Annotated in this window: 16 protein-coding genes; 15 read left to right on the plus strand and 1 reads right to left on the minus strand. The window is 29.5% G+C overall.

Annotated elements, in window-relative coordinates; translation table 11 throughout:
• Nucleotides 1–20: 20 nt before the first annotated feature.
• Genes DJ007_RS09550 through DJ007_RS09600 form a run of 11 tightly spaced genes read left to right on the plus strand, consistent with a single transcriptional unit; the run spans nt 21 to nt 9,812 of the window.
• Complete coding sequence (locus tag DJ007_RS09550) at nt 21–1,112, plus strand: flagellar hook-length control protein FliK (RefSeq protein WP_129409372.1); 1,092 nt, start codon at nt 21–23, stop codon at nt 1,110–1,112.
• A complete protein-coding gene (locus DJ007_RS09555) occupies nt 1,105–1,767 on the plus strand; it encodes a flagellar hook assembly protein FlgD (RefSeq protein WP_129409373.1) in 663 nt (220 codons plus the stop codon). Before DJ007_RS09550 ends, DJ007_RS09555 begins: the two co-directional genes overlap by 8 nt.
• Before the next feature lie 24 nt (nt 1,768–1,791).
• Nucleotides 1,792–2,151, plus strand: a complete 360-nt coding sequence (locus DJ007_RS09560) for a flagellar hook-basal body complex protein (protein ID WP_129409374.1) — start codon at nt 1,792–1,794, stop codon at nt 2,149–2,151.
• A 35-nt stretch (nt 2,152–2,186) separates the two neighbouring features.
• Nucleotides 2,187–4,436 carry a flagellar hook-basal body complex protein gene (locus DJ007_RS09565; RefSeq protein ID WP_129409375.1) on the plus strand — a complete coding sequence of 750 codons (2,250 nt, stop codon included), beginning with the start codon at nt 2,187–2,189 and terminating at the stop codon, nt 4,434–4,436.
• An 11-nt stretch (nt 4,437–4,447) separates the two neighbouring features.
• On the plus strand, nt 4,448–4,651 hold the full coding sequence (locus tag DJ007_RS09570; RefSeq protein ID WP_129409376.1) for a flagellar FlbD family protein: 204 nt from the start codon (nt 4,448–4,450) through the stop codon (nt 4,649–4,651).
• Nucleotides 4,652–5,422 carry a motility protein A gene (locus DJ007_RS09575; RefSeq protein WP_129409377.1) on the plus strand — a complete coding sequence of 257 codons (771 nt, stop codon included), beginning with the start codon at nt 4,652–4,654 and terminating at the stop codon, nt 5,420–5,422.
• 5 nt (nt 5,423–5,427) lie between these two features.
• The gene (locus tag DJ007_RS09580; protein WP_129409378.1) at nt 5,428–6,309 is read left to right on the plus strand and encodes an OmpA/MotB family protein; all 882 of its coding nucleotides are present in this window, start codon (nt 5,428–5,430) and stop codon (nt 6,307–6,309) included.
• 15 nt (nt 6,310–6,324) lie between these two features.
• Complete coding sequence (locus tag DJ007_RS09585) at nt 6,325–6,864, plus strand: flagellar basal body-associated FliL family protein (protein ID WP_129409379.1); 540 nt, start codon at nt 6,325–6,327, stop codon at nt 6,862–6,864.
• Nucleotides 6,865–6,878: 14 nt separating this feature from the next.
• Entirely contained in the window at nt 6,879–7,907 is a 1,029-nt protein-coding gene (fliM, locus tag DJ007_RS09590) for a flagellar motor switch protein FliM (protein WP_129409380.1), read from the plus strand.
• A gap of 55 nt (nt 7,908–7,962) precedes the next feature.
• Nucleotides 7,963–9,297, plus strand: a complete 1,335-nt coding sequence (gene fliY, locus DJ007_RS09595) for a flagellar motor switch phosphatase FliY (RefSeq protein WP_129409381.1) — start codon at nt 7,963–7,965, stop codon at nt 9,295–9,297.
• Entirely contained in the window at nt 9,294–9,812 is a 519-nt protein-coding gene (locus DJ007_RS09600) for a hypothetical protein (RefSeq protein WP_129409382.1), read from the plus strand. The genes fliY and DJ007_RS09600 overlap by 4 nt, the downstream gene beginning before the upstream one ends.
• A 95-nt stretch (nt 9,813–9,907) precedes the next feature.
• Here the strand turns inward: DJ007_RS09600 and DJ007_RS09605 are convergent, their stop codons facing one another.
• A complete protein-coding gene (locus DJ007_RS09605; RefSeq protein WP_129409383.1) occupies nt 9,908–10,645 on the minus strand; it encodes an MBL fold metallo-hydrolase in 738 nt (245 codons plus the stop codon).
• 151 nt (nt 10,646–10,796) lie between these two features.
• On the opposite strand from DJ007_RS09605, the gene DJ007_RS17835 reads away from it, so the two are divergent.
• From DJ007_RS17835 to DJ007_RS09615, 4 genes are read left to right on the plus strand one after another with little or no spacing between them, the layout of a single operon-like run.
• Nucleotides 10,797–11,468: an ABC transporter transmembrane domain-containing protein gene (locus tag DJ007_RS17835; protein WP_240739465.1), complete on the plus strand. Its 672-nt coding sequence runs from the start codon at nt 10,797–10,799 to the stop codon at nt 11,466–11,468.
• Entirely contained in the window at nt 11,468–12,484 is a 1,017-nt protein-coding gene (locus DJ007_RS17840) for an ABC transporter ATP-binding protein (protein WP_240739466.1), read from the plus strand. The genes DJ007_RS17835 and DJ007_RS17840 overlap by 1 nt, the downstream gene beginning before the upstream one ends.
• 1 nt (nt 12,485) lies before the next feature.
• Nucleotides 12,486–12,752, plus strand: coding sequence for a hypothetical protein (locus DJ007_RS17845; RefSeq protein ID WP_240739467.1), 267 nt, complete (start codon nt 12,486–12,488; stop codon nt 12,750–12,752).
• Nucleotides 12,746–14,407, plus strand: a complete 1,662-nt coding sequence (locus tag DJ007_RS09615; protein ID WP_240739468.1) for an ABC transporter ATP-binding protein — start codon at nt 12,746–12,748, stop codon at nt 14,405–14,407. Before DJ007_RS17845 ends, DJ007_RS09615 begins: the two co-directional genes overlap by 7 nt.
• The last annotated feature ends 5 nt before the right edge of the window (nt 14,408–14,412 follow it).

Raw genomic sequence — 14,412 nt, forward strand, 5'->3', positions numbered from 1 at the left:
ACCCTGAATATTCTACATATATGAACATTATAAAGAAAGATATTTTTCTTACAAAGCATAATAAAGTAGTTGAAAAAGGAAAAATCATTATTAGTAAAAATATTGGTAAAGATATAATAAAAATAAAATTTAAAACAGGAATAATAGCCTATATTAATAATGATAAAAAAACAAAATTTAAATTATTTAAATTAAACAAAGAAATCAAAGATAGAAGTAATATTAATTTGATTACGAAAGATATTAAAACTATATTTGAAAATAAAATAAGAAATTTTGAAAGAAGTAATAATCAATCAAAATTGTTGTACTCTGATAAAAAAGTAGATTTAATAATCTCAAAAAAAATATCAAATAATCAATTGAAGGAAAAAGCAGTACATTTATCGAAAAATATAATGTCGAATACACAAAAAATAAAGAAAATGATAACTAAAAATACTTTTATCATACTCAATAAAAAAGATTCTCAAGTAAATGTGGGCAAAGTGTTTAAATATGTAGATTCTATAGTTTATAAAATCAATAAGAATAATCAAATTAAAAATAAGGATTTTTTAGTTAACAAGAATCAAGAAGTATTTACTAAAAAAAGTGCAAAAAAAATAATTAGTAATAATATCTATTTTTTGCATCCAACGATAAAACCAAGCAACACTAATTTTAAAGAAATTTATGAGACAAAACAAATTTCTGCAAATGAATTATTAAATAGAATATACGAAACTACAGAAAAAATTCAAAATATTCCAAAATATTTTGAAAGAACAGTTGTAAAAATTAATCCTCCGGATTTAGGAAATTTAGAAATAACGATTGTTAAATCGCAAAAAAATTTAAAAATAGAATTTAATTTAGAAAATAGTAAAAATAAAGAAGAAATAGAAAGAAGAATGGAACCATTAATAGTCAATTTAAAAGAAAAATATGAAAAAGTGGAAATTGCTATAAAAACAGAATTTAATGATTCAAATGAAAATTATCATGAAGATGAAAAAAATCAAGAAAATGAATCTGAATATTCAAAAGAAAACACATCAAAAGAAAAAGAAAAGAGAAAAAATAAGAGAAACCAATTTTGGGAACTTTTAAGAGGTGAAGAATATGATTAATGGAATAAATAATACAAAATATTTTACAAATTCGCTACAAAAAAAGGATAGTGAACCTAAAAAAGATTTGGACAAAGATGCTTTTTTAAAAATTTTAATGACCCAATTGAAATATCAGGATCCAACAAATACCATGGATGATAAGGAATTTATAGCTCAAATGTCACAATTATCTTCGACAGAACAAATTATGAATATGAGTAAGTCTTTCCAAAAAATGGTTTCATCTCAAATGAATTTATTTAAAGTTCAGGCTTCTAACTTAATTGGGAAAAATGTAGTAGTGGAAAATAACAAAATAAATTTAACAGGAGGTTTTTCTGATGCAATAATCTATAATTTGGAAGAACCTACCAAAGTATATGTGGATATTTATGATAATAAAGATAATTTAGTATATACAAAAGATTTAGGAATACAGGAAGAAGGGATGAAAACATTCAATTGGGATGGAAGAGGAACGAATGGTGTTGGATTACCGGATGGAGAATATAGATATGAAGTATATACATATAAAAATGGCAAAAAAGAAAAAATAGGAGGATTGGATGGTGGAAAAGTAGATGCAGTTCAATTTAACGACAATCAATTTTATGTTCTTGTAAATGGTCAAAAATACAGTACTGAAAATATTATTGAAATATCAGAAATATAAATAATATATTGGGAGGAGATTAATATGTTAAGAGCAATGTTCAGTGGCCAAAGCGGACTAAAAAATTTCCAGACACAATTAGACGTAATAGGCAACAATATTTCAAATGTAAATACCATTGGATATAAAACATCCCGGGTTACTTTTCAAAATACATTGTCACAAACTTTAGCTGAATCAAGAGGAGCGAGTGGACAATTTGGTGGAGTAAATGCTATACAGGTTGGTCTTGGCTCAAAAATAGCTTCAATAGATAAAATAATGACCCAGGGTTCATTACAAAATACTGGAAACAAAACAGATATGGCAATAAAAGGCGAAGGTTTTTTGTTTTATCGGATGGTCTTTCAAAATATTTTTCGCGCGCAGGAAATTTCACATTAGATTCAGAAGGACATTTTGTTAATCCTTCCAGTGGAATGAAATTACAGGGTTGGAATGCTAAGGTAACAGATACCGGAAAAAGATATATAGATTCAAATGAACCCATACAGGATATTACAATTTCACCAAATTTAGTTATGGAAGCAAGAGAAACAACGTTTTTAAATTTAGCTGATAATTTAAATTCCGATGTTGGTATAAAAGAGACTACAATGACAATAAAATCATCATCTGGAGATGTGGTACCTGTAAAATTTACTTTTGAAAGAATAATGTCAGAGCAATATAAAGATAGAATAGTATATAGATGGCATGCTGAAACAGTAGATCCAGATAAAAACTACGAATTGCTTGGTGGAAGTAATTATGGTGAAGTAGAACTTGATGAGGTTGGAAATGTTCTGCGATGGTCAAATTATCCTGGACATGTTGTTAGAGCTAATGCAACAAATGATTTTAATTCATCATTCCCAGCAGGTTCAAGAATTGATCTTGGTAAAAATGGTATTGATTGGCCATTAAGAGCGTATGGAGATATATCGGTTTCAGATAGTAATGGCGCACCGGTAACCTTATTGTCACAAGATGATGATGATGGTAGTGGAGCTATAGATTCATCAGATAGACCAGATATATTAATTTATAGAGATGCAACAAATCCGAATAAAGTAACAGTTCAGGTTTCTGATAGTGGAGGAACTACATATACCGGCACAATTACTACAGATGGTACTTTTTATGATTTAAATAGATTATTTGCACAGGGAGTAACATTAGATGATGGAACAGGAAATGAAATAACTTTAAAAAATCTAATATTAGACTCAGGAGTTTCTGAATCTGTAGCCTTATTACCTGTAGGTCAGGCTAATGCATTGTCGATTGAAATGTATCAATCTGGTTCTGATGATAAAACTGAATGGGGATTAGATGGAATTTATATGACAGATACTAAAGGAGAGCTAATTCCAAAATATCAGGATGAAGATAATAGATTACAATTAACAGATGGAACTAATCAAAGAAATGTGAAATTTTTAGGTGGTATCTCATTAAAGGATAGTCAGAATAATGAAGTGTTTTATGATCCGAGAGATATATCTTTTAGTGTAGATGCAACAGGTAATGTTACAATAACATTAAAGGTTGAAGAGAGTGGAACATTAAAAACAGTGACTTTCAGTGATGCGGATGGAGATAGTGGATCTGCAGACACTGTAGAAGAATTTAATTCAAAAATGGAAAGTGGATGGAAATCTGCAGATGGCAAATATACAATTTCTGGACTTTCTGTTATTGAAGCAAATGCTACAGATACGTTTGTATCAACGACTACCAATACCAGTGGTGAAACATCTGAAGCTGGAACTGTTCGATATGTTGCAGCTAAAAAAATTATTCAAACACCTGTTTCTGGTGAATTGAGATTAATTGATACAGAAAATTCGCAAAATTATAAAATAGCAGAATATGAAAATCCAAATGTAGTAATATCAACGAAAGTATATGATTCTTTGGGAAATGATTATGATATTAATATAAAATATTCAAAAATTTCTGATAATACCTGGTATTGGAAAGCTGAAACTGTGGATGGACAACCATTATACAAAATAACGGAAGATGGTACGACTACATCAGATCCAGCTGAAGGAGTTGTTGCTTTTGATGGTAAAGGTCAATATTTAACTTCAAGATGGAGATTAGATTCAGTGGGATATGTTGATTATGATACGTCAGATAGTGATAATGGTTCTATAGGGTTTTGGTTTGATCCAGCAAGTACTGGTGAATCTCCAAATGAAAGAGTAGCTCCATCTTCAGTCGCGGCAGCTGGACCCGTAAAAGTGAATTTGAATATGTATGATTTAACTCAGTTTGCAGCACCAAATTCAGTAAATGTTGCTGATCAAGATGGGAATGCAAAAGGAGTATTACAAAATTTTACAATTAACGATCTTGGTGAAGTATTGGGAATGTTTTCTAATGGGAAATCTGATTTAATTGCTCAAGTAGCTGTAGCTAAATTTACAAATCCTGGTGGATTGATTGATATGGGAAACTCAATGTTCGCACAAAGTGAAAATAGTGGGCTAGCAAAAATAGGTTCTTTTGGTGAAGAAGGTGCAGGAACATTGGTATCAGGTGCTCTGGAAATGTCAAATGTAGACCTTTCAGAAGAATTTACAAAAATGATTACAGCTCAAAGAGGGTTTCAGGCATCAGCAAGAGTAATTACAACATCAGATCAAATACTTACTGAATTAGTAAATTTAAAGAGATAATGGTGATTTAAATGATAAAAGTAACTAATCTTGGAGGTAAGGAATTTTTTATAAATCCAGATATGATTGAGAAAATAGAGGCAAGACCTGATACAACTATTATTCTAAATAATGGTCATATATATGTTGTAAAAGAATCTGTAGAAGAAATTATTCAGGAAATAATAGAGTTTAGAAGTAAAATATTTTCTCTTGGGTTTAAAAGAGGTGATTAGATGGATATATCAACATTAGCTGGACTTGGGTTAGCAATGGCAGCTATAGTATTAGGGGCAATTTCTGATTTTGGATCGTTAATTGACATGCCATCGTTTTTTATTACAGTTGTTGGATCAATTGGGGGTATGTTTATAGCAAATCCAAAAGATGTGTCTTTTAAGTTTTTTCAGGCTATAATAAAAGGTATTAAAGAACCTACAATAGATACAGTGGAGACATTGAAAACGTTATATTCATTTGCAGAAAAAGCACGTAGAGAAGGATTAATATCTTTAGAAGCAGATCTTGAAAATTTGGAGAATGAATTTATGAAAGATGGTTTAAGGGCAGCAGTAGATGGAACAGATCCTGAAGAGATAAGAAAGATACTTGAAATAAAAATGGAACTTTTTGAAGAAGAAGAAGGAAAGTGGTCAGGTGTATTGAATACGTGGGGATCATTAGCACCGGCCTTTGGGATGATTGGAACCTTGATAGGTTTGGTTTTGATGTTAAAAACATTAAATGACCCTACGACGATTGGTCCTAAAATGGCGATTGCTTTGATAACAACATTGTATGGCGCTTTAGTTGCAAATATTTTTTCATTGCCAATAGCTGAGAAAATTGGAAGAAGAACAAAAGCGCAGGTAAACATGTTACGAATGATAACAGAAGGTATATTATCAATTGTTTCAGGAGAAAATCCAAGGTTAATGGAAGAAAAATTAAAAGCATTTTTAAGTCCTGATGATAAAAAGAAATATGAATCAGAAAAAGAAGGGTGATTTAAATGGCTAATAAATGTAAAAAAGATGAAGGCCCACCACCACCAGCAGCTTGGTTGGCTACATTTAGTGATTTAAATTCATTGTTAATGACATTTTTCGTTATGTTGTTTTCAATGTCATCAATATCACCTGGTAAATTCCAACAGGCAGCAGTAAGCTTTAGAAGTCCATTTAGTGGAACTCCGCCAAGTGTATTAACAGGTGGAAGAAGTTTATCAGAAGAAAGTTTGATTACTTCTAATCCAGGTATAAGAGTTGAACTTTTTAGACTTCAGGATAATCCAAAATATAAAGGAAGAATAACGATTGAAGAGAATGATAAAGGAACTATTATCAAGATGCAGGATATGGCTTTTTTTGAACCTGGAAGTGCCAGATTAACAGCAGATGCAAAAGAATTGTTATATAAATTGGGTATAATTCTTATAGAGCACTCAAATAATGCGATTGAAATATATGGTTTTACTGATGATAGGCCTCCAGCCGATACATCAATATATCCTTCAAACTGGCACTTAGGAGCTGCTAGGGCAGCGAGTGTTGCAAGGTTTTATGCAGATGAAATGAAACAGAAACGTACTATGGAAAGATTGGCTGAAGTAAGAGAAGGAAAATTTGATCCTGAATATTATTATAATCCTGAAAGATTTTATCCTATAGCTGTTGGGGATAAAGAGATTAAAAAAGATATACAAAATCTAAAATCAAATATTGAAGCTCAAAAATTAAAATTAAAAGAAGATTTTGAGCAGGGAAAGGTGAATATTGCAGATATGAAATTGAAAGAAAAAAATTTAGATGAGAAATATAAAAAAGATCTGGAAACTCTAAGAAGAAAATATAGGAGAATAGATTTACTAATATTAAGACAGCGTTTGAGATAGTGAGGTGGAATATCAATGGCTGAAGAAGAAATTCAAGAAGAAAAAGAGGAGAAGAAAGGACCGAATATTATATTATTATTACTAATAGCTGTAGTGGTTTCTGTTATATTATCCGTGGGAGGAGCATTTTTTCTGATAAATATTCTTGGTAAAAATATAGTTCAACAGGCGCAACAACAGGCGCAACAACAGGCACAGGGGGTTCAAAAGGCTCCTCAAATTGGTTTGGCGGAAGTTATTAGAGAAGGGCATCAGAGACAATTTATGCTTAAAGGTGGAAATGAGATAGCTATTGTTAACGCTTTGCAGTTAAAAGTTGGTAGTGATGAATGTAGAGCAGCAGTTGCACAATATAATGTTGAAATATTAGAAGCAATAGGTTTGATATTTATTACCAAAACGCGTGAAGATTTAACAACAGTTGAAGGTAGAGAAATATTAAAAAATCAGATAAAAAATGCAATTAATGAAATAACAGGGTTTGTTGGTGAAAAAGAGAAATTTGGAGTAATTCAGGTTATAATAGATATAGTAGTAATTACGTCAGCTTATTAAAAGGTGGTGAAAATATGCCTCCAGATAATGAAACTTTATCACAAGAGGAAATTGATGCGTTATTGCATGCTATGGAGGCTGGTTCGTTAGCAGTTTCAAATGTTAATGAAGAAGAAGATATAATGGCAAATGTTCGGGAATATAATTTCCGAAGACCTATGAAGTTCTCTAAAGAACAATTGAGAACTTTACAACTTATACATGAAAATTATGCTCGAGATGTATCCACCTATTTATCTTCACGTGCTCGTTCATATGTGAATGTAACCTTTGCAAGTGTTGATCAAATAACTTTTAGTGAATTTCAACAATCACTAACCAGTCCAACTTTTATATCTGTATTTTCCACAGATATATTACCTGGTAGTGCTGTGTTTCAAATGGGGTTGGATATAGGTTATGTTTTGGTCGATAAATTATTAGGAGGGCCAGGTATTCCACTTGAAACATTAAGAACGCCTACAGAATTAGAACTGGCTATTTTGAGAAAAGAGGGATTATCTCTCATTAAAGCCTTAAGTAAAGCCTGGGCTACAATTGTTCCATTTGATACTATATTGGAAAAAACAGAATTTAATCCTCAATTTGTTCAAATAGCAGCACCAAATGAAATGACAGTATTGATTACATTATCTATCAATTTTAAAGATATACAGGGATTTATAAATGTTTGTTGGCCATCATCTTTATTAGAACCGATTAATGAAAAATTAACAACAAGATTATGGTCACCAGATAGAAAAACAACACAAAAACAAATTGAAAAATTAAAAAATTCAGTATTAATGACAAAGGCTGAAGTAAAAGCTATTTTGGGTGAAACAACCATACAATTAAGCGATTTTCTTAATATTGATATTGGGGATGTAATCAGATTAAATTCATTTAATGATGAGCCAATTAGTATAACAGTTCAGGATACTCCTATTTTTAAAGGGACACCTGGAATTTATAAAGGGCATTATGCTGTAAACATTGAAAAAGAAGATCCAGAATTGCTTGAAAAAGTTTTGGTTGAAAGATATTTAAAGACTCTTCAATAGTGACTTTAGCGTAACTGGATTAGAAGGACTAATCCATAGTGGAGGTGTGTAATACATGTCAGATGAATTTTTATCCCAGGAAGAATTAGATGCATTATTGCAGGGATTAAATCAGGATGAAACATCACAACAAAAAACTGAACAGCCTGCTTCACCAGGTGCAACTTCTCAAGAAAATGTTGACTCTATTATATTAGATCTGGTAGGAGAAGTTGGAAATATAGCTATGGGAGCGGGTGCAACTACACTATCAACGTTATTAAAGAGAAAAGTTGATATTTCAAGTCCAACACCCATCACACTATTAAAGTCAGAAATTAAAAATCAATTTTCTGGAAAATATTTAATAATATCTATTAATTATAAAGATGGATTAAAAGGGACAAACTTTTTTCTTTTTCCGGCAAATATATCCTCTGTCATAGCAGATCTTATGATGGGAGGAACTGGAGAAAATGTTCCAGAAACATTTGATGAAATATCAATAAGTGCATTAGCTGAAGCTATTAATCAAATGATGGGTGCTGCAGCAACTTCATTATCAGAATTTTTAAATGCTAAAGTTGATATAACACCTCCACAGGTAGAAGTGCTTGATTTTGACGATCCGAATGTATCTTTTCCTCCTGAGCTGGAAGGTGCTTCTGAAACAATAATTGGAATAAAATTTAAATTGAAAATTCAAGGCTTAGAAGAAGGAGAAATGTGGCAATTTGTTCCTATTGATATAGCTAATGATATAAAAGATAAAGTTTTAGCGGCACAAAATGTTGATATCCAACAAAAACCTTCTCAAAATCAGCCACAGCCACAACCTCAGCAACCAGTTCAACAAATGCCACAACAACCAGCAGGTGGATATCCACAACAAATGCCAATGCAACAACCAATGGGATATCCGCAACAAATGCCGATGCAGCAGCCGATGGGATATCCACAACAAATGCCAATGCAACAACCAATGGGATATCCGCAACAAATGCCAATGCAACAACCAATGGGATATCCACAACAAATGCCGATGCAGCAACCAATGGGATATATACCACAAGAGCAACAGGTAAATGTGCAGCCAAAGACTTTTGGAAATATATCCGGGCAACCAATGGAGCCCACTGAAAATGTAGATCTTGAGAAATTACAGCTTTTATTTGATGTTCCATTAAACGTGTCGGTAGAATTGGGAAGAAGGAAATATTCATTAAGGGATATACTTAATTTTCATCAGGGTTCAATGATTCAGTTGGATAAATTAGCTGGTGAACCTGTTGATATTTATGTAAATGGTAGATTAATAGCACGTGGAGAAGTAGTAGTTATAGATGAAAATTTTGGTGTTAGAATAACAGAAATAGTTTCTTTGGAAGAAAGGTTGAGAGCATTAAAATGATAAGAAAAGAAATATATATAATAATGATATTTTTATTATTGGTCAATATAATATTTTCTAGTGATTTAAATGATTTATTTTCAAGATATTCAAAACTTGGAGAATTTAAAATTGAATTAAATATAAAATTTGAGGTGGATGCAACTCCCACCTCTGTTTTAATGGATATGTATGTTGATAATTTTAAATATTTTTATTTTAAAATAAATAAACCTGAGATTTTATCTGGAATAGATTATTATTATGATTTGCACAACGATGAATTTTTTACGGACTTTAAAGAAGATGTTGATAAATACAATGGTATAAAAAATAATCTGGAAATATTCAGAAATTTTATAAAAATATTATCTATAACATATTCATCGGATAAATTTTTTGTAAAAGAAATAAAAAACGGAGATCAAAAAATATTTTATTTTTATCCTAAATCGAAAAATGCTTTAAAGTTTTTAAGAATTGATTATACTCAAATGAAAATATATTTAAAAAAGAAAAGAATAATTATTTTTTAGATGAAATTGAATTTTATAATTCAAATTATAAGAAAAGAGTAGAAGTAAAAATTAACATTATTCCGTATAATACTAATTTTATAAAAAAGAAATTATTAGAAATTCAAAAGTAGTTCTGGATATTTATATTTATTGAATTTTTTTAACAAAGATTCCTTTCCTTCTTTTTCAAAAGTATTTAGATAATTTATTTGATTATTTATTAATTGAATATTGCCAGGTTTTCCATGACCTGGTATTATTGTTTTTATATTCTGTTTTTTTAATTCTTCTAATATTTTTATCCAATTGTCGATATTTGCCTGGTTTAATTCAGAATGAACACCAGAAACAATGAGATCACCTGCTATTAAAATATTTTCAGGGTATATTTTATAAATTGTAGAATCTTCTGTATGTCCTCCTAAAGATATACCACTGATAACAGTTTTTGAAGAGGTATTTAAATTATCATTTCTAAAAACATTGAACTTGCATCTGGATAATTTTTTCTGAATGTCTGAAAATTCATATTCTGATTCTTTGGATATTTTCTTTAAAAGATTATCATCATAATCAAATAATTTTATAAGCGTTTTTTCTGATAAAATAATTTCAAGATTACCTTGAAAGATTGCTCCAAATGAATGGTCGGGATGATGATGTGTCAAAAAAACCTTTTTTACAGGTTTTTTGGTTCTTAACTGAACTAAGTCTATAATCTTGTTAAATTTTTCTGGGTATAATGAGGAGTCGATTAAAATTACTTCTTCACTTAACTCTACTGCTGTAATATTACTTGCAAAATTTTCGAACCAGAATACCAGAACTTTATTATCAATTACTTCTAACATTGAATTATTCCTCCTTAAAGTTATTTCATTTAATAATTCTTTATATATTGATTTTTTTCCTTAAAAATGTTAAAATAGTTTGTAATACAAACGAAATTAGGGGGTGCTAATCATTATTAAAGAATTTTTTAAGAAAAATTGGTGGAGATATTTGATAGGTATAATTTTTCTTTTGATGATCGATTATTTCCAGATATTTATTCCTAAAAAAATTGGAAATATAATGGATGATTTAAAATTAGTTGAAAATTTTGATGTAATAAAAATGTCTATATTTTCGATTTTGATTATAGCATTTTCTATAATGATAGGCAGATTTATATGGCGTTTTTTCATTTTTGGTACAGCAAGGTTGTTTGAATTTAAAACGGCAAATAAAATTTTTTCACATATTTTAGATCAATCATACGATTTTTATGATAAGTGGAGAACGGGTGACTTGATGACCAGATTTACTGAAGATTTAAATTCAGTAAGAATGGCAATGGGTCCATCTATAGTAATGATGATTGATACTATTTTTATGTCTTCAATAACTATTATTGCTATGGTTAAATTTGTTAATCCAAAGTTAACTTTCTTATCATTAATGCCATTACCTATTATAGGAATAATAACCTTATTTTTTGGTAAATTAATTAGAAGATTGTTCAAAAATTTACAAAAAACAATTTCAGATTTATCTGATCACACTGAAGAAAGCTATGCGGGAATACATGTTGTAAAAGTTTTTTCGCTTGAAAAAACAATGCAAAAAAGATTTAACGAACGTTCAAAAAAATATTATGATGCGCAAATGAAATTAATAAAAATATGGGGTTAATGTTTCCTTTAATACAATTTTTCGCATCTATGTCTGGTGTTCTGGCAATATATTTTGGTGGTAAAATGGTTATAAACGAAGAAATTACTTTTGGACAATTAGTAATGTTCTATTCATATATAGGAATGCTTGTTTGGCCAATGATGGCTATTGGATGGGTTGTAAATGTTATTCAAAGGGGTAAAGCTTCATATCAAAGACTTATGGAAATAATGAATTCACAATCGAGTGTTTCTGAACCAGAGTCAGAAAATGAAAATAAGGAATTTAAAGGACATATAAAAATTAACAATTTGAAGTTCAAATATCCAAATTCAGAAAAATATGCATTACAAAACATTAATGTTGAAATAAAGCCAGGAGAAATGGTAGCGTTTGTAGGTAAAATAGGTTCAGGGAAATCAACACTACCTAAATTATTATTGAAATTTTATGCAGTAGAAGACAATATGATATTTATTGATGGACAGGACATAAATAAATTGCATTCGAAATTTATTAGAGATAATATATCATATGTACCACAGGAATCATTTTTATTTTCAATGCCAATTGAAGATAATATTAGTTTTGCTTACCCTGATAGAGTTGAAAAAGCGCCTGAGTTTGCCAGAATCGCAAATGTTCATGAAGATATACTTGAGTTACCAGAGAAATATAAAACACTGGTAGGAGAACGTGGAGTTACTCTTTCCGGTGGTCAAAAACAAAGAGTTTCTATAGCCAGAGCGTTAGCCAAAGATGCACCATTTATTATATTAGATGATTGTTTATCGGCAGTAGATACAGAAACTGAAGAAGCAATAATAAATAATTTAAGAAATAATATTATTAATAAAACAATGATAGTAATTTCTCATAGATTAAAAGCAGTAAGAAATGCGGATAAAATATATGTTTTTGATGATGGAAAAATAATTGAACAGGGAAATCATAACGAATTATTAGCATTAGAAGGGGCATATTATGGAATGTATATGAAACAGCTAATAGAAGAGAAGCTAGAGGAGGAATAATATGAGAACAGCTCATACTGATATATTAAAAGAAGAAAAGCAAAGAAGTATTTCAAATATAAAAATATTTTCCATGCTCTGGATATATATGAAAAAGTATTATGTTATTTTAATATTTTCTTTTTTGTTTTTATTTTTATCCACAGCAGTAGATTTAACAATTCCTTCAGTAATGAGATATGTGATTGATAATGTTATTAATTCGACATATAAATTTAAGATGGAAAATAAAAATTTATTCCTTCTCCAACTGGCGAATATGTGTTAAAACATATTGAAGGTAAATATTATATGACAAAAGAAAATGAAAAAATATATGTAGAAGATGAATATGTGAAGCACATAAAAGAAAAATCTTTAAATGATATTGCAAAATATTCTATTCTTGTAATATTCCTATTTTTGAGTCAATTAATGTTTAATTATGGACAGGTTATATTTTCTAATTTAATGGGACAAAAAGTTATATATGATATAAGAGATGAGTTATACACACATCTTTTAGCTGTGCCGTTGGATTTTTTTACAAAAAATCCGACAGGTAAAATCACAACAAGAACAGTAAACGACACACAAAATCTTTCTCAATTTTTTACAGATGTTTTAACAAGTTTAACCAAAGACGTTGCTATAATAATTGGAGTAATAATTGTAATGTTTTATATGAATTTTAAACTTACAACATATGTAATCGTGATGTTTCCTATTATTGTTTTGGCAACATGGGTATTTGGAATAATAGATAGAAAGATATATTCAAAAACCAGAACAAGAATATCTGCGACAAATTCATTTTTAGCAGAAAATATAGCAGGTGCAAATGTAACGAAGGCCTTTAATCAGGAAGATAGGAAAAGAAAAGAATTTTATGATTTAAGTTATAAACTATATAGATCAAGAATTCAGCAAATACTATTAAATGGATTATTCAGACCTTTAATGAATGTAATGTATTATATAACACTTTCATTATTATTCTGGTTTGGAGCAAAATTATTTAAACAGAATATAGTATCTTTTGGTGTTTTGGTAGCCTTTACATCGTATATTGATATGTTTTTTAGACCATTATTTGATATCGCAGAAAAATATGATATATTACAAAATGCTTTTGCTTCTGCCGAAAAGATATTTAGATTAAAAGAATTAAAACAGGAAGAATTTGGAAAAGGATTATATAAAGATATAAAAAAAGGTAGTGTAGAATTTAAAAATGTATATTTTGCATACGAAAAAGAGAATTATATATTAAAAAATGTATCTTTTAAAATAACAGGAAAGGAAAATATAGCAATAGTTGGTGAAACAGGATCAGGTAAAACAACTATTATTAAATTGATAAACGGATTATATAAACCACAAATGGGAAATATATATATTGACGAAAAAGATTTAAATGATTATGATCTCCGCTCATTAAGAAGACAGATCGCAGTAGTTCCGCAGGATGTTTTCTTATTTACAGGTACCATTTTGGATAATATTAGAATATTTGATGAAAATATATCTGAAGAAGATGTAATTCAGGCAGCGAAACAGGTTCATGCACATGAAATGATAGAAAAATTTCCAGATAAATATTATACAAAAATATTAGAAAGAGGTAGTACATTATCAGCAGGTGAAAGACAATTAATAGCTCTTGCAAGAGCAGTTATATTTAAATCAAAGATAATAATATTAGATGAAGCTACAGCAAATATTGATGTTGAAACGGAATATTTGATACAAAAAGCTATGGAAAATCTTATAGGGAAAGTAACTATTATTTCTATAGCACATAGATTATCTACAATAAAAACAGCAAGTAGAATATTAGTGGTTCACAAAGGTGTGGTTGTTGAAGAAGGAACACATAATGAATTAATGCAAAAAAGAGGAATATACTATGATTTATACAGATTACAATATGAGGCTCAATAAAGAGC

It is taken from the genome of Marinitoga lauensis (assembly GCF_004135675.1).
Lineage (GTDB): Bacteria > Thermotogota > Thermotogae > Petrotogales > Petrotogaceae > Marinitoga > Marinitoga lauensis.